Below are 16,814 nucleotides of genomic sequence, written 5' to 3'. Positions count from 1 at the left end.
CATGGAAACCCTGAATTTTCAATTCCCCGCCGCCGAACCGGGCCGTGGCCGCACGCTGGTGGGCTGCGTCAGCTCTGGCGACCTGGAAGTGCTGATCGAGCCCGGCACTGCCGGCAGCCTGCATATCCAGGTGGTCACGTCGGTCAACGGCAGCGGCGCCCGCTGGGCACAGCTGTTCCAGCGCCTGTTCGAGGGCCGCGCCTGGCCGGCTGTGAACATCGACATCCATGACTTCGGCGCTACCCCGGGCGTGGTTCGCCTGCGCCTTGAGCAAGGCTTCGAGGAGATTGCCCATGACTGACACCGCACGCTTGCTGCGCAGCCGCAGCTTAGTCGAACTGGGCGCCCGCCAACGGGCGCGTGCCTTGCTCGATCCGGGTACTTTCCGTGAACTGCTGGGCCCGTTCGATCGGCTGATGTCGCCGTGGTTGCCACGCCAGGGCATCGTGCCGCAGGCCGATGATGGCGTGGTCATCGCCAAGGGCCTGCTGAATGGGCGCAACGCCGTGGTCGCCGCCATTGAAGGCGGTTTTCAGGGCGGCAGCATGGGCGAAGTGGGTGGCGCCAAGATTGCCGGCGCCCTGGAACTGGCCATTGAAGACAACCGCAACGGCATGCCCACGTGTGCGGTGTTGCTGCTGGAAACCGGTGGGGTGCGTTTGCAGGAGGCCAACCTGGGCCTGGCGGCGATTGCCGAGATCCAGGCGGCGATTGTCGAGCTGCGTAGCTGGCAGCCGGTGATCGGGCTGATTGCCGGCTCGGTCGGTTGCTTTGGTGGCATGTCCATCGCCGCAGGGCTGTGCAGCCACTTGCTGGTCACCCGTGAAGCGCGCCTGGGCCTCAACGGGCCACAAGTGATCGAACAGGAAGCGGGTATTGCCGAGTACGACGCCAAGGACCGCCCCTTCATCTGGAGCCTCAGCGGTGGCGAACAGCGCCATGCCAGCGGGCTGGTCGATGGTTATGTGGCCGACGACATCGATGCCCTGCGCGAACGCTTGCTGCAACTGCTCGGCGCGCCCTCCAAAGACCGCGCCAGCCAGCACGGCTGGTTCCTCGACCGGCTGGCCCGGCTGGGCGATGACTGCCCGCAACTGGACGCTGCCGCCGTGCGTGACCTTTACCAAGGAGAAGCTAAATGAACCGTGCCTTGAACTGGCTGCCGGGCCTGGCCGGCGGGCAAACCTTGCCGGGCTACCCTGCATCGCTAAAGGTCATCGACGGCGAACTGGACAATCGCCTGGCACGCTTCATCGCCGTGGTCCCGGATGCCGACAACCCGTTCCCCCGGGCGCGTTCCGGTGAAGTTGGCCTGCTGGAAGGCTGGGGCTTGGCCAAGGCCGTGAGCGAGGCGGTGGAGGCTGATCGCAATGGCCAGAAGCGTGCGATTGTCGCGGTCATCGACGTGCCAAGCCAGGCCTATGGTCGTCGCGAGGAAGCCTTGGGCATTCACCAGGCCTTGGCCGGTGCCGTGCAGGCTTATGCCCAGGCGCGGTTGGCCGGGCACCCGGTGATCGGTTTGCTGGTCGGCAAGGCCATGTCCGGTGCCTTCCTGGCCCATGGTTACCAGGCCCAGCGCCTGATCGCACTGGACGATGCCGGGGTGATGGTGCACGCCATGGGCAAAGCGGCAGCCGCGCGCATCACCCTGCGCAGCGTCGAGCAACTGGAAGCGCTGGCCGCCGAGGTGCCACCCATGGCATACGACCTCAACAGCTATGCCTCGCTTGGCTTGTTGTGGCGCCGCCTGACGGTGGAAAGCGCCGAGGCCCCGAGCGCTGCCGACATCGCGCAAGTGCGTGCTTGCCTGGCCGAGGCAGTGCACGACATAGGCAGCTCGACTGACCTGTCGTCACGGCTGGCGGGGGAAAACCGCAGTGCCTCGCGCCAGGTACGCGAGCAGCTGCGCCGCCAGTGGCAGGGCGCTTGAGATGAACGCGCCAAGGCCGCACGACCTGCTGTGGGGGATGCCCGTGTCGGGCTTGCCCACGGGCGCGCCGCAGTGGGCGCAGGAGGTGTTGGCAAGCGGTCAGCCGGTGGTGGTGCGGCGTGCCGCGTGTGACCACGGCTGGGTAGCGGTAGGGCTGCGTGGTCAGGGCCGGGCTCAACGGTTGGGCGCGCTGATGCGCCTGGCTGATATCAAGCGTCAGCAAAGCCCCGAAGCCCTGCGCGTGGCGGTACAAAGCCCATGGCCCGCGTTGCAGGCGCTGGCTTCGGTCACCCCGGTTTTGCAGGCCAGCGGCCTGGCCTGGGGGCCGACGGGTGGGGTGGGCTACCAACTTGCGACCGGCATTGAAGTGGTCCACGCCGGCAGTGACCTTGACCTGCTGTTGCGCGCACCACAACCGCTGGCCCGCGCCCAGGCGCGAGAGCTGCTGGATATCCTCGATTGCGCGCCGTGCCGTATCGATGTGCAACTGGAAACCCCGGCGGGTGCGGTTGCCCTGCGCGAGTGGGCCGGTTTTGCCCGCCGCGTACTGCTCAAATCGCCCCATGGTCCGCGGCTGGTCAGCGCCCCTTGGGCGGTGATGGAGGGCGCCGCATGAGCAGCCTGTTCGCCTTCCCCGGCCAGGGGGCCCAGCAGGCGGGCATGCTGCACTGCCTGCCTGAAGGTTGCGGGCAACTGCTGGAAGAGGCCAGTGATGTTCTCGGCCAGCAGGCGCTGATGCTGGACAGCCAGCAAGCCTTGCAATCTACCCGCGCCGTGCAGCTGTGCCTGCTGCTGAGCGGCGTGGCCTGGGCCCGTTGGTTGATGCAGCGCAGCCCTGCACCGGATTATGTAGCGGGTTTGTCGATCGGGGCCTATCCGGCAGCGGTTGTGGCGGGTGCTCTGGGCTTTGCCGATGCCGTGCGCCTCATTGCCCTGCGTGGCGAGTTGATGCAGCGTGCCTGGCCGCAGGGGTACGGCATGACCGCGCTGAGCGGGCTGGACCTGGCCAGTGTCGAGCGGTTGCTGGGTGAGGTGGGCGGCGAGGTGTATGTCGCCAACCTCAACAGCGACAACCAGGTTGTCATTGCCGGTAGCGATGCGGCGATGGCTGCGGTCGCGGCCAGGGCGCGCAGCCTGGGCCGGGGTGTAGCGCGGCGGCTGGCGGTCAGTGTGCCATCGCATTGCCGGTTGCTCGATGGCCCGGCAGCGGAGTTGGCCAGTGCGTTCGCCACCGTCGAGCTGCAACGGCCCCGTATCACTTACCTCAGTGGCAGTAGTGCGCGGCCGATCTTCGACCCGCAGCGCCTGCGTGACGACCTGGCCGGCAACATGGCGCGGGTGGTCGATTGGCGTGCTACGTTGCGCAACGCCTTTGAGCGCGGGGTGCGCCTGCACATCGAAATGCCGCCCGGCAGCGTGCTCAGCGGGTTGGCCCGGCCCGTGTTCGAGCAGGGCAGGGTGGTGGCAGTGGAAGGCACCCGTTGGGATACCCTGGATGCGCTATTGCGCCAGGAGGTGGCCCAGACCCGATGATTGCAGCCGGCTGGCGCGGTCCCTGTGGGAGCGGGCATGCCCGCGAACACGGGCGAAGCCCGTGCCGTACACCGAGGTGCCTGTTTCGCGGGCGCGCCCGCTCCCACAAAGACTGCGTACGCGGCACAAGTGTGTGTTTACAAGAACAACAACAAGCAACTTCGACACTACCTGAGGACAACAACAATGATCATCTATGGTGTGGCACTGCTGGCGGTATGCACGCTGGCCGGCGTCATCGTCGGCGACTTCCTGGGCGTGCTGCTGGGCGTCAAATCCAATGTGGGCGGGGTCGGCATCGCCATGATCCTGCTGATCTGCGCACGCCTGTACATGCACCGCAACGGCGGCATGAGCAAGGAGTGCGAATTCGGTGTGGGCTTCTGGGGCGCGATGTACATCCCGGTCGTGGTGGCCATGGCGGCCCAGCAAAACGTGGTCACCGCCCTGCACGGCGGGCCAGTAGCGCTGCTGGCGGCAGTAGGTGCGGTGCTGGTGTGCGGCGCGACCATCGCCCTGATCAGCCGCAGCCATCGCGGCGAGCCATTGCCTGCGCTTGAACCCACCCCCGAAACCAGCACGCACGTTGCCCCGGCAGGAGGTCGTTGAACATGTGGCCGATCATTGACAATGCCCTGGAACACAACGGCCTGATCACTGCCTTTGCAGTGGTGGGCGCCATCATGTGGTTGTCGGTTGTGCTGTCGAAATACCTCACGTTCGGCCGGGTGCACGGCTCGGCCATCGCCATCGTCATCGGCCTGGTGCTGGCCTGGGTAGGCGGCACCGTGACGGGCGGGCAGAAAGGCCTGGCCGACATGGCGCTGTTCTCCGGCATCGGCCTGATGGGTGGGGCCATGTTAAGGGACTTCGCCATCGTTGCCACGGCCTTCGAAGTGCAGGCCACCGAAGCGCGCAAGGCCGGCATGATCGGTGCGGTGGCGCTGTTGCTGGGCACGGTGTTGCCGTTCATTGTCGGCGCGGCGGTGGCCTACGCCTTCGGCTACCGCGATGCGGTGAGCATGACCACCATCGGCGCGGGCGCAGTGACGTATATCGTCGGGCCGGTGACCGGGGCGGCGCTGGGTGCCAGTTCGGATGTGATGGCCCTGTCGATTGCCACCGGGCTGATCAAGGCGATCCTGGTGATGGTGTTCACCCCGGTGTCGGCACGCCTGCTGGCACTGGACAACCCGCGGTCGGCGATGGTGTTCGGTGGCTTGGCGGGGACGGTATCGGGCGTGACAGCAGGGCTGGCGGCGACGGATCGGCGGCTGGTGCCGTATGGCGCGTTGACGGCCACCTTCCATACCGGGTTGGGGTGCTTGATGGGGCCTTCGATCCTGTATTTCTGCGTACGCGGTCTGGTCGGCTAAAGGAAATCTGAAAAGCGAACATTGTGGGAGCGGGCTTGTCCCGCGAACACCGGCGAAGCCGGTGCCATGTACCGCGTAGCCCCATTCGCGGGACAAGCCCGCTCCCACATCGGCTGCATCGTCATCCAGGCTACGACGTGCCCCCATTTTAGGGGGACAATGCCGGGTGATCCTCCCCAATCTGCTTCGGTTGCCTACGTAACCTGCTGAAAAACTGAAAGATTTACTCCTGGCACACACCTTGCTCCACACCTTCGCAGAGTCCCTGTGTCCCGGAGGTGCAGCATGTCTACGCCACGCAAAGGCCCCCTTCTGTCATCACTCGTTCTGGCCCTGCTCGGCTGGGAAACGACCAGCGAGGCGGCCGTGCAGTGCCAGCGCACCTTGGTCGCCAACGTGGTGGCGCTGGACCAGCCACTGATGTTCAACCGCCTTGGCGCGCAAAACGCCAACGGCATGATGTTCGCCCTGCGTGAAGACGTGGTGGACGACAAGCAGGTCCCCCTGAGCAAGGGCGGGGCCGCCGTGCCGGGCAAGGTCACCCTGCGCCCCGACAAGCGCCCACGGCCAATCGTGCTGCGCGTGGCAGCAGGTGACTGCCTGACCGTCAACCTGACCAACTTGCTCGCCTACCAGGCCAACCCCAACAAGCACGGTATCGACCCCGAAGAAAACGAAGTCGAAGGCGAGGAGGAAGGGCCGGAGAACGAAGTCGAGAATGGAGGCGGTGAGGATTTCGTCGCCGATGAACAGGTGAACGACCGGCATGTCGGTTTCCAGGTAAACGGCATGCAGGCGGTCAACAGCATTGGTGACATCGCTGCCAACACCGGCCGCAATGGCAACTTCCTGGTGTCCCCTGGCAACACCCGCAGCTACACCTTGTACGCCGAGCGCGAGGGGGCCTTTGCGGCCACCAGCCAAGGCGCAACCTTTGGCGGCCAGGGTGGGGCGGGTAACGTTGCCAACGGCCTGTTCGGCCAGGTGGTGGTCGTCCCCAAAGGTGGGCGAACCTACCGCAATACCCTGACCGAAGAAGAAATGCGCCTGGCCACCACCGGCCGCACCGCCACCGGCCAGCCGGTGATCGACTACCAGGCCCGCTACCCGCAGGCCGAACCGTGGCTCACCGAGGGCAAAGCCGGCAAGCCGATCATTGCCATGGTCGATGGCAATGAAATTCTCAACAGTGAAACCGACGCCATCGTCATGGGGCCGAACCCCGACGGCAGTTTCCCGCGTTCGACCTACCCGCTGGAAAGCGTCAACAAACGCAACCCGGCACTGCCCAACCGGCTGGAGGCGTTCCGCGACTTCGCCTCGCAGTTCGCCGATGAAGTGGCCGCCACCCAGGCCTTCCCGGGTTACTGGGCGGACCCGGTGATGGGCCACGTGCTGGAGCCGACCCGCGATTCGTTCATGATCAACTACGGCTCTGGCGGCATGGGCGCCGAAGTGGTCGCCAACCGCCTGGGCGTGGGGCCGATGCATGACTGCCTGTCGTGCGCCTACGAGGAGTTCTTCCTCAGTGCCCATACCGTAGGCGATATAGGCACCCTCGTGGATGTGCCAGCCAACGTCGGCCTGGAGAACATTCGCCCAGGCGAAACCCCGCCAGCCAGCGCTGTGGGCGTCAAGGCCAACATGGCCCTGTACCCGGCAGAGCCGGCCAACGTGCACCACAGCTACATTGGCGACTTCACCAAGTTCCGCAACACCCACAATGGCCATGAACAGCACATCTTCCACCTGCATGGTCACCAGTGGCTGTTCAACCCCAACGACGACAACTCCGACTACATCGACGCCCAAGGCATAGGCCCGGGTATCGGCTACACCTACGAAATCGCCAACGGCGGTTCGGGTAACCGCAACCGCGTGGCGGGCGATGCCATTTACCACTGCCACTTCTATCCGCACTTTGCCCAAGGCATGTGGGCCATGTGGCGGGTACATGACGTGTTCGAGGAAGGCACCCGGCTGGAAGTGAGCGGGCAGGGCGCCAATGGTTTCCACAGCACACCGTTCGCCCTTCGCAGCGGCAAGCCGGCTGTTGGCGCCCGGGCATTGCCCGATGGCGAGATTGTTGCCGGTACGCCGATCCCCGCCATCGTGCCGCTACCGGGCAAGGCCATGGCGCCGATGCCGGGCAAGGTGGTGGTGGTACCCAAACTGTCCGAACAACTCGTTGCCGCCAATGACGATGATGACGAGGAAGAAGACGACGATCACGCCAATGAAACCCCAGCGCGCAAGGCAGTCGGCTCGCTGGCGCTGGTGGACCGTACCGATGCCAACCGCAACGCCGATGGCACCTTGAAAAACCCAGGCTACCCGTTCTGGATCGGCGGCATGGAAAGCAGTGTGGGTAACCGCCCGCCAACCCCGCCACTGGACATGCTCGACCCGGCACTGGCCCAGCAGTTGAAAGCCAGCGGCAAGGCCCTGTGGGCCAACCTCGACCCCAACCAGGTCGATGGCTGGGATGGCGGCCTGGGCCGGCATGCGCTGGACGGTGTGTCTGCCGGCGGCGAAGCGGTGACCACCACCACCAAGCTGGACTTCTCCAAGGTGGTGCACAAGGCCAAACCCATCTACCTGCCCGAAGAAGGCACCGATGTCGAGCAGGCCGCCATGCAGTTCCATGCCAAGGCCGAGCACGCCAGCTACGCCCTGATCCCTGGCAGCCAGCCGGTGGCCAAGGCATTCCGTACCAACGGTGCGTTGCCCACGGCCGGCGCGCCATTCTACGAACCGTGCATGGACGACCGCGGCAAGCGCCTGACGCAAACCTCCGGGGTTGGCGAGTTTGTCAGCGGCGAGAGCCTTACCGGCATGAACTTCCGCGGTTCGTCTACCTTCACCGCCGACCGCCCGCGCATCTACAAAGGCGCCAACATCCAGTTTGACGCGGTGTACAACAAGGTCGGCTACCACTTCCCGCAGGCGCGCATCCTGGCGCTGTGGGAAGACGCCTGGCCGGTGATCACCAAGCAGCGCCCGCCAGAGCCGCTGGTGATGCGCATGAACACCTTCGATTGCACCATGTACACCCACACCAACCTGATCCCGTCGTACTACGAAATGGACGACTACCAGGTGCGTACCCCAACCGACGTGATCGGCCAGCACATTCACCTGCCCAAGTGGGACCTGACCGCCGCTGACGGCTCGGCCAACGGCTGGAACTACGAAGACGGCATTCTCTCGCCCGGCAGCGTGGTGGAGCGCGTGCATGCCATTCGTGCCTACAACGGCTGCAGCGAAGGCGACAGCCGCGACGGCACCGCCGCCTGCCCGAAAGCCAGGCAGCACCCGTACTTCGGCCGCTTTGGCCGGGCGGACTGGCTGGGCGCGCGCACGGCCATGCAGCGCTGGTTTGCCGACCCGCTGGTGAACGTGAACAACGTCGACCGTGGCCTGGGCACCATCTTTACCCACGACCACCTCGGTCCATCGACCCACCAGCAGCTCGGGCTGTATGCCACCGTGCTGGCCGAGCCTGCCGGCTCCACCTGGTACCATGCCGAAACCGGCGAACAACTGTACAACCCGGCCACACGCCAGGACGGCGGGCCGACTTCGTGGCAAGCGGTGATCAAGACTGGCGACCACGATGGCGATGGCAAGAACGACAGCTACCGTGAGTTCTTCCTGGAGTACAGCGACTTCCAGCATGCCTATGAAGCCGGTGTATACGTGGGCGCAGGCCCGGACGGTGTGCCCAATGGCCAGTCCTACCCGGCCACGGCCGACAGCTTCCGCTACGCCATCAACCCGCCGGTCCGGCAGAAGGCATCCAACCTGCTGGAATCGGTGGTCGAGTCGCGCGGGGGCCTGGCCCCTGGCTGCCCAAGCCGGCCTTGCCCGCAGGCGATTTCGGTGGATGACCCCGGCATGTTCGTCGTCAACTACCGCAACGAACCGCTGGCCCTGCGCGTGTTCGACCCGAACAAGGTCGGCCCCGACGGCAAGCGTGGCATGCAGGCAGACGGCCTGGCCGGCGACCTGAGCTATGCCCTGCAAAGCCGCACCGACCGTGCGATCCCGGCCATGAACATGGCGCCCTCGGCGATCACCTCGGCCGTTGGCCCTACCGGCGGGACCACGCTGTTCCCGCCGCACATCAACAAGGCCGGCAGCGAGCCGGGCGACCCGTTCACGCCCATGCTGCGCACCTACTCTGGCGACAACGTGCGCCTGCGCCTGCATGCCGGTGGCCACGAAGAGGAACACAACGTCACCCTGCACGGTGTGAAGTGGCTGCAGAATGGCTCGGGCTTCGGCAACAGTTCCAACTCGGGCTGGAAGGCTTCGCAGATGATCGGTATCTCCGAGCAGATGGGCTTCATGGCACCGGTGTCGATGATTTCCAGTTCGGCCGCTACCAATGGGGATTACCTATACTCCATGGACGCGGCGCTGGAAGGCTACTGGAACGGCATCTGGGGGGTGATGCGCAACTACACCGCACAACGCGCCGACCTGTTCCCGTTGCCGAACAACACCCAGCCGGTGGCCATGCGCAACACCGTGAACTTCGACGGTATCTGCCCGAAAACCACGGCCAACCCCAACGGCATCGGTACCCGCACCACGGTCAAGCGCAGCTACGAGATTGTCGCGGCACTGGCCAACGACATCCTGGAGAACCGCAACGGCGTCAGCATCAACGACCCGGCCGGTGCGGGCCAGCATGTTGGCGGGCCACTGAAGGCCAATGGCGGCACCCTGGTGTTCAACAGCCGCAAGACCAGCATCCCGCAGGTCACGGTGGTGGATGAAGAAGACGGCACCACCTTCACCGTGGGCGGCCACAGCGCGCCACTGCATGATCCGACCGCTGTGTTGTATGTGCGCAAGGCGGACCTGGACACCACCACGGGCAAGCTCAAGGCCGGTGTACCGGTGGAGCCGCTGGTGCTGCGCGCCAACGCCGGGGACTGCATCAGCATCACCCTGGAAAACCGCCTGCCACAGGTCATGCCAGACCTGCCAAGTACCGCAGTGATGCAGAACGTGGTCAAACGTGACCGCTTCGACAGCGAAGGTTCCACCGCCTTCAACAACAACCTGATGCGCCCGTCCAGCCATGTGGGCCTGCATGCCCAGTTGCTGGCCTACGACATCACCAAGTCCGACGGCGCCAACGTGGGCGCCAACCCGGTGCAAACCGTACCACCCCGGGTGGGCAACAGCGGTGCCTACCCAAGCCGGGTGTACCAGTACTACGCCGGGCACCTGGAGCGTGAGGGCAAACCGGTGCTGCAACTGGGCCGCACGGTGGACAACATCAACACCACCGCCATCGAGTTCGGTGGCCTGAACCTGACGCCGTCGGACTTCATCAAGCAGCCGCAGAAAGGCCTGGTGGGTGCCATGAGCATCCTGCCGCAAACCGCGACCTGGACCGAGGACACCGCCAGCCGGGCCCAGGCCACGGTCAAGGTCACCGGCCAGCCCGACTACCGCGACCTGGTCACGGTGTGGCAGCGCTCGATGAACATGCGCTGGGCTGATGGCCGCCCGGTCGAAGGCATCGCCACCGAAGGCAACGGCGTGCCAGGGGACCCGAAAGACAACGGCAACATGGCCATGAACTACAAGACCGAACCGCTGTGGCTGCGCTTTGGCCTGGCGCCGGATGCACCGTTTGGCCATGCCGATGGTTTCGGCCTTGCCGATGTGCCGAATGCACACATGGCGTACAGCAACGCCCTGGTCGGCGGCGACCCGCAAACCCCGGTGCTGTACGCCAAGCCCGGCCAACCGGTGCGCAGCCATGTGTTGATGCCCAGCGGTGGCAGCCGCGGCATCACCTACCAGCTGGACGGGCACTTGTGGCCGCTGCACAACTACCAGGCCGAGAAGAACGACGCGGATGGCTACCCGATGAGCCTGCCTGGCATTGGTTCGGTGCGCTTCGGCTACAACCCGATGGCCATGTACATCGGTGCCCAGGAAAGCGTGCTGCCAGCGGCGCACTTCAGCTTCATGCTGCCAAGTGCCGGCGGTGCCAACGCGGTGGCGGGTGACTACCTGTTCCGCGACTACGCCGCCTACGGCAACCTTTCGGGGCTGTGGGGGATTCTGCGGGTGACCAACGAAGCGCCGCCGGCAACGGCCCCGGCGCAGTGATAGAAGGGGAGCGCGAGCATGAACAAAAAGACTCGCCCTGCTTACTTGGGGGTAGTGCTGGGAGTGGCGCTGATCGGCCTGGGCGTGGCGTATGAAAAGCTCTGGTGCGACCCGCGTGAGCTGTTGCAGGAAGAAACGGCCGATGTGCAGGCCCCGCACCGGCTCAGCCGCGACGGCGTGACCGTGGAGTTCGAGGCCCGGCCGCTGGCCGGGGGCGAGCTGAAAGAAGGCGGTTTTGCCAACATCCGCTTCAAGCTTAGCGACCAGACCAGTGGCCAGCCGCTGTCGGGCATGGCCCCGGGGGCATGGATCGACCCGGCGCAGTCGGCCCCGGTGGGCGACCGCGAGCATAGCTGCAAGGCGCGGGTGGCGCTGTTTCTCAAGAGCAGCATCGGCGCCCGACCACTGCTCGACCTGAACAGCTACTTCCTGTTGGTGCTGAACAACGACGCCAGCCTGACAGTGATCGACCCGACGGTCTCGGTGGGCGGCGTGACCAGCACCATGGCCCGCATCGACCTGCCGGGGCGGCCCATGGATTGGGTGGCCACCAGCGACGACAAGCAGGTGTTCGTGTCGATCCCCGAGCGCGGCAAGGTGGCGGTAATCGATACCGAAACCTTCACCCGCGTGGCCGACCTGGACGCCGGCGACCAGCCGCTGCGGGTGGCCTTGCAACCGGACCAGCACCGGCTGTGGGTGGGTAACAACAGCAGTGACCCGGCCAAGGGTGGGGTGACGGTGATCGATGTGCCAGGGCGCACCACCCTGAAAACCTTCAACACCGGCACCGGGCACCACGAAATAGCCTTCAGCGCCGACTCGCGGTTTGCCTTTGTCAGCAACCGCGACAGCGGCACCCTGAGCGTCATCGACATCCCGGAAATGCGCCTGGCCAAGACCCTTCAGGTTGGCCCACACCCGCTGTCGGTCAGCTACTCGGCGTTGTCCCAGGCCGTGTATGTGGTCGATGGTGAGGAAGGCAGCGTGCGGGTGTTCGACGCCCGCAGCCACCAACTGCGCCATACGGTCAAGGCCGAACAGGGCCTGGGGCCGATGCGCTTCAGCAGTGATGGCCGCTACGGCATCGTGCTCAACACCCTGCAGAGCCAGGCCCTGGTCATCGACGCCAGTACCGACAAACTGATCCATCAGATTCCGGTAGCGGCCGAACCGTACCAGCTGACCTTTACCAAGGGTTATGCCTATGTACGCGGCCTGGCTTCCCCGAAAGTGACCATGATCAACCTGTCCAGCCTGGGCGAAGGGCGCTCACCTATCGTGCAGGGTTTTGAAGCCGGCCCGGCCGCACCGCGCCAGGCCGGTGACCTGCCGCTGGCGCAGGGGTTGTCGGTATCGCGCGATGACAACTCGGTGTTCGTGGTCAACCCGGTGGACAACACCACCTACTTCTACGCCGAGGGCATGAACGCGCCGATGTCCGGCTACAACAACCGTGGGCACCAGGCCCGTGCCGCCCTGGTCGTCGACCGCAGCCTGCGCGAAGTGGCGCCCGGCGTGTACGGCTCGACGGTGAAGCTGCCCGCCGCCGGCAAGTTCGACGTGGCTTTCCTGCTCAACCAGCCGCAGATCATCCACTGCTTCAGCACCGATGTGGCCGAGTCACCCAATGCCGGCAAGCGCAAGGGCGCGCATGCCGAGTTCATCGGCCTGGACCAGCCAATGCCCCAGCACGGCGCCATTACCGCACGGGTACGCATCGTCGGCGACGACGGGCAGCCACGGCTGGGCCTGAGCGATGTGAGCCTGCGTTACTTTTTGGCGCCGTCGTCGATGCCGCGCAACCTGCAACTGCAGGAAGTGGGCGAGGGTGTCTATCAGGCAGCCCTGACACTGCCTGAAGCCGGCGCCTGGTACCTGCATGTGCAGTCGCCCTCGCTGGGGCGCAAGTTTGCCGAAGAGAACTACACCAGCCTGCGCGTCCTGCCGGCCGCAGCGACCAACGCTTCCCAGACTGACGTGAGGAATGTGCGATGAATACCAGGCATGCTTTCACACTGTTGGCCCTGAGCCTGGCACTGGCCAGCAACCTGGCCCTCGCCCACGCCGGTCACGATCACAAAGGCCACGCCGAGCAGCCCCCAGCGGCAAGCCAGGAAAAGACCAGCGTGCGTTTTGCCGACGTTTCGCTGCTGAACCAGGACGGCATGCCGGTGCGGCTGGAGCCAGACCTGGTAGGTGATCACCTGGTGGTCATGGGCTTCATCTACACCAGTTGCACCACGGTGTGCCCGGTGGTGTCGTCGATCATGGGCAAGGTCCAGCAACAGCTGGGTGGCCGGGTAGGCGAGGAAATCCACATGGTATCGATCAGCGTCGACCCGCAGCGTGACGACGCCAAGCGCCTGCAGGCATACGCCAAAGCCTTCCAGAAGGGGCCGGGCTGGAGCTGGCTGACCGGCACCCCGTACGCCATCACCGAAACCCTCAAGGGCCTTGGCAGCTTCAGCGCCGACCTCAGCCAGCATCCGCCGCTGATCCTGGTGGGCGACGGGCGCAGCGGGCACTGGACACGCTACTACGGCTTCACCGACCCGGCGGTACTGATCGAAGAAATCAACCGCCTCAGCGCCCGGCGGGTGCATGCCAAGAGCACGGCCATTGCCGACCATCATGAGGTGCAACCATGAGCACTGTAACGTCCCGCCGCGCCGGCATGCGCCCTTTCGACTGGCTGGTACTGGGCGGTTGCCTGTGGATTCTTGCCTCGGTGGCGTTCGCCCACGAAGGCCATGCACCGCAAGCGCCAGCGCCGCAGCCGGCACCGCAGGCGATGACCAGTGGTGGCGGCACCCGCGACGCCCAGGCCTGGTTCACCGACACTGTGCTGAAGGACCAGAACGGCCGCGAGCTGCGCTTCTACAGCGATGTGCTCAAGGACAAGGTGGTGATGCTCAACGTGATCTTCACCCACTGCACCGACGCCTGCCCGCTGATTACCCGCAAGCTGCGCGAAGTGCGCGAGGCCATGGGGCCCCAGCTGGCCAGCCAGGTAACGTTCGTGTCGATCAGCAGCGACCCGCTTAACGATACCCCGCAGGCGCTCAAGGCGTTTGCACAGCAGCAAGGGGTGGATGGGCCGAACTGGCTGTTCCTGACCGGTGACAAGGCCAATGTCGACCTGGTGCTCGGCCGCATCGGCCAGTTCCTGCCCAGCCCTGAGCAGCACTCCACGCAGCTGATTGCCGGTGATGTAGCTGGCAAGCGCTGGAGCAAGATCCGCCCCGATGCACCAGCCGTGGCCATTGCCCAGCGCATGCAACTGCTGACCCAGCCTTTGGCTGGCCGGTGAGTATCATGAGGCTGCCATGGGGTCAGCCGTTGCGCGGGCTGCTTTTGTGGGAGCGGCCTTGCGTCGCGAAAGGGCTGCGCAGCAGCCCCGGCAATTGCAGCCTTGGCGCAAAGGTCGGGGAGCGCTGCGCGCTCCTTTCGCGACACAAGGCCGCTCCCACATGGCTTGCGATATGGCTTACAGGCGTGCTTTGCACGGCACCTCTGGCTTCGGCCCTTGACCTCACCGACCACGAGCAAGCCGGCAAACGCCTCTATCGCGAGGGCGTTTCCAGCAGTGACGCCCAGCTGCTGGCCCGTGTCGGTGCCAGCAGCATGAGCGTGCCCGCCAGCGTACTGCCCTGCGCGAGCTGCCACGGCAACGACGGCCGTGGCCGTGCCGAAGGTGGGGTGCGCCCACCCAGCCTCGACTGGCAACGCCTGGCACTCGGCGCAGGCACGCGCGAGGCCAATGGCCGCAACTATCCGGCTTATACCGAAGCCAGCCTGGCACGCGCTATCCAGTATGGCGTGGACCCGGCCGGCAACCGCCTGGACCCGGCAATGCCACGTTTCGAACTGACGATGGCCGACCAGCGTAATCTCACGGCCTATCTCAAACGCCTGACGCAGGAGCGTGACCCTGGTGTAGAGGAGGGCGTGCTGCGCTTGGGCACCTTGCTACCGGCGTCCGGCCCACTGGCCGAAGCGGGGCAGGTGGTGCGCGCAGTACTGGAAGACGGCGTGGCGCAACTCAACCAGCAAGGTGGCATTCACGGGCGGCGCCTGGAACTGGTGGTGCTTGACCCTGGTTTCGACCCGGCCAGCGCCGAACACGCCTTGCAACTGCTGCTGGAGCAGGAGCGCGTGTTCGCGCTGATCTCGCCTTTGGCGCCGATGCTCGACGCGCGCTTGGCAACTCTGCTGGCAGCGCAGAATGTGCCCTTGATCGGCAGCACCCCGCGCAGCGGCGGCAGCCCACAGATATTCGACCCGCTGCCCGGCTTGCCCGTGCAGTTGCTCAGCCTGGCAGGCCACGCCCGCACGGCGCTGGGCCTGGCCCCAGGTGAACTGCGCGTGGTGTATGCCGGCAACGAGCAGGCAGCGTTGGCCGAGCAGGTGCGCGAGCGTTTGCAGCAACAGGGTTGGGCGCCACCTGCCGTCCAGGCCTTCGACGGCCAGGCCGTGGACGGGCAGGGCATTGTCTTCCTTGGCCGCGCCCAGGCCTTCGCCGAGCTGGCCGCGAGCTTGCAGGCAGCTGGCCGCCAGCCCTACCTGTTCGCCGCCTCAAGCCAGGTGGCCGGCGCCGTGGCGGGCTTGCCCGCGCAGTGGTCGCAGCGGGTGTTCCTGGCCTACCCCTATGTACCTGAAGACTGGACCGAGCAGGGCCTGGCGACCCTTGCCGGGCTACAGCAGCGTCATGGCCTGGACCCACGCCAGGCATCGTTGCAGGTCAATACCCTGTGCGCGTTGCGCCTGCTGGGTGAAGCGCTGAAGCAGATCGGCCGGGACGCCAGCCGCGAGCAGCTGATTGCCGCACTGGAAGGTCTGCACGATGTAACGACCGGCCTGACCCCGGCGCTGGGCTTCGGCCCCGGTCGCCGGCAGGGCATGGCCGGTGCCCACGTAGTGGCGGTGGCCCTGCCCGGGCCGCGCTTCACTGCCGTCACCCCATACCGGCCGGTGCCGGATACCCCTTGAATGGAGGCTGCCATGCGTAGCGTATTGCTGTGCCTGTTGCTGGTGCTGGCCGAGGCGAGCTGGGCCGATGTGCCGGCAGCGCGGGTGAATGGCGTGGAAATCAGTGTGACGCGGCTGGAGCGCTACTTCAGTGAATACCTGAGCGCCCAGGGGCGCGCGGTAACCAGTATCCGCAACCCAGGTTTGTACAAGCGCCTCCGCGACCAGGCCCTGGACGAGCTGATCGACAAGGAGCTGCTGTGGCAGGAGGCCAGGCGCCAGGGCATCGCCGTCAGCGATGAGCAGGTGTCGGCGCATGTGGGCGAGGTGGAAACCGCGTTTGGCAGCCCGGCAATTTTCGAGCGGCGGCTGGCGGAGGCGGGCTTCGATAGGGCACAGTACACTGAATACACCCGGCAAGACATGGCAGCCCAGCAGGTGTATGCCCAGCTCAGTGCAGTCGACACGCCGAGCCAGGCTGAAGTGGAGGCATTCTATGATGCCAACCAAGAAAGACTGCAAGGAGCGCAGAACCAAAGTGATAACCCTTCGGTCATACGTGAGCAGGGCCTGGTCTTGGCCAGGGCAGCGCTCATCAGCACGCGAGAAGCCGATGCGCGCCGCTCCGTGCGCCAACGTTTGCGTGACGCCGCTAACGTGGAGGTCGCTGACTGAGGCCCCTGATGGCGTTTCCCCCAAAGCTGGGGAATTAAGGTTTGGCAATGTGCCATCATTTTCCCCGCTTGTGGGGAAGAGGGTGGGTGCGCCTGGCCGCCGCGATTCGGGAGTTGGCACGCGCGTCAGTAAATTCAATGACTTACAGCGGTGCAACATGACTATTCACGCCTGGCACGAAGCCTGCTCAA

Annotated in this window: 13 protein-coding genes; all 13 read left to right on the top strand. The window is 65.6% G+C overall.

Annotated features, from left to right (window positions below):
- Position 1 precedes the first annotated feature (1 nt).
- The 13 genes from ACIQUI_RS06040 (at position 2) to ACIQUI_RS05980 (ending at position 16,623) form a co-directional block, all read left to right on the top strand.
- A complete protein-coding gene (locus ACIQUI_RS06040) occupies positions 2 to 301 on the top strand; it encodes a malonate decarboxylase subunit delta (RefSeq protein ID WP_028613842.1) in 300 nt (99 codons plus the stop codon).
- Positions 294 to 1,142, top strand: a complete 849-nt coding sequence (locus ACIQUI_RS06035) for a biotin-independent malonate decarboxylase subunit beta (RefSeq protein ID WP_403195936.1) — start codon at positions 294 to 296, stop codon at positions 1,140 to 1,142. The genes ACIQUI_RS06040 and ACIQUI_RS06035 overlap by 8 nt, the downstream gene beginning before the upstream one ends.
- Positions 1,139 to 1,930: a biotin-independent malonate decarboxylase subunit gamma gene (mdcE, locus tag ACIQUI_RS06030; RefSeq protein WP_403195935.1), complete on the top strand. Its 792-nt coding sequence runs from the start codon at positions 1,139 to 1,141 to the stop codon at positions 1,928 to 1,930. The genes ACIQUI_RS06035 and mdcE overlap by 4 nt, the downstream gene beginning before the upstream one ends.
- A 1-nt stretch (position 1,931) precedes the next feature.
- Positions 1,932 to 2,546, top strand: coding sequence for a malonate decarboxylase holo-ACP synthase (locus ACIQUI_RS06025; protein WP_403195933.1), 615 nt, complete (start codon positions 1,932 to 1,934; stop codon positions 2,544 to 2,546).
- The gene (mdcH, locus tag ACIQUI_RS06020; RefSeq protein ID WP_403195930.1) at positions 2,543 to 3,463 is read left to right on the top strand and encodes a malonate decarboxylase subunit epsilon; all 921 of its coding nucleotides are present in this window, start codon (positions 2,543 to 2,545) and stop codon (positions 3,461 to 3,463) included. The genes ACIQUI_RS06025 and mdcH overlap by 4 nt, the downstream gene beginning before the upstream one ends.
- Before the next feature lie 186 nt (positions 3,464 to 3,649).
- The gene (madL, locus tag ACIQUI_RS06015; RefSeq protein ID WP_391133554.1) at positions 3,650 to 4,072 is read left to right on the top strand and encodes a malonate transporter subunit MadL; all 423 of its coding nucleotides are present in this window, start codon (positions 3,650 to 3,652) and stop codon (positions 4,070 to 4,072) included.
- A gap of 2 nt (positions 4,073 to 4,074) precedes the next feature.
- Complete coding sequence (gene madM, locus ACIQUI_RS06010) at positions 4,075 to 4,839, top strand: malonate transporter subunit MadM (protein WP_105947567.1); 765 nt, start codon at positions 4,075 to 4,077, stop codon at positions 4,837 to 4,839.
- A 285-nt stretch (positions 4,840 to 5,124) separates the two neighbouring features.
- Positions 5,125 to 10,977, top strand: coding sequence for a manganese-oxidizing multicopper oxidase MnxG (gene mnxG / locus ACIQUI_RS06005; RefSeq protein ID WP_403195928.1), 5,853 nt, complete (start codon positions 5,125 to 5,127; stop codon positions 10,975 to 10,977).
- Between the two features lie 18 nt (positions 10,978 to 10,995).
- Positions 10,996 to 12,975, top strand: coding sequence for a cytochrome D1 domain-containing protein (locus tag ACIQUI_RS06000; RefSeq protein ID WP_403195926.1), 1,980 nt, complete (start codon positions 10,996 to 10,998; stop codon positions 12,973 to 12,975).
- Positions 12,972 to 13,628, top strand: coding sequence for an SCO family protein (locus tag ACIQUI_RS05995; protein WP_403195924.1), 657 nt, complete (start codon positions 12,972 to 12,974; stop codon positions 13,626 to 13,628). Before ACIQUI_RS06000 ends, ACIQUI_RS05995 begins: the two co-directional genes overlap by 4 nt.
- A complete protein-coding gene (locus tag ACIQUI_RS05990) occupies positions 13,625 to 14,290 on the top strand; it encodes an SCO family protein (protein ID WP_403195922.1) in 666 nt (221 codons plus the stop codon). The genes ACIQUI_RS05995 and ACIQUI_RS05990 overlap by 4 nt, the downstream gene beginning before the upstream one ends.
- A gap of 5 nt (positions 14,291 to 14,295) precedes the next feature.
- Positions 14,296 to 15,969 carry an ABC transporter substrate-binding protein gene (locus ACIQUI_RS05985; RefSeq protein ID WP_403195920.1) on the top strand — a complete coding sequence of 558 codons (1,674 nt, stop codon included), beginning with the start codon at positions 14,296 to 14,298 and terminating at the stop codon, positions 15,967 to 15,969.
- Between the two features lie 12 nt (positions 15,970 to 15,981).
- Entirely contained in the window at positions 15,982 to 16,623 is a 642-nt protein-coding gene (locus ACIQUI_RS05980) for a SurA N-terminal domain-containing protein (protein ID WP_403195918.1), read from the top strand.
- Positions 16,624 to 16,814: the final 191 nt, after the last annotated feature.

The organism is Pseudomonas sp. NPDC090592 (genome assembly GCF_044769185.1).
In the GTDB taxonomy this organism is placed as follows: domain Bacteria; phylum Pseudomonadota; class Gammaproteobacteria; order Pseudomonadales; family Pseudomonadaceae; genus Aquipseudomonas.
This window is presented reverse-complemented; position numbering and strand designations above follow the sequence as displayed.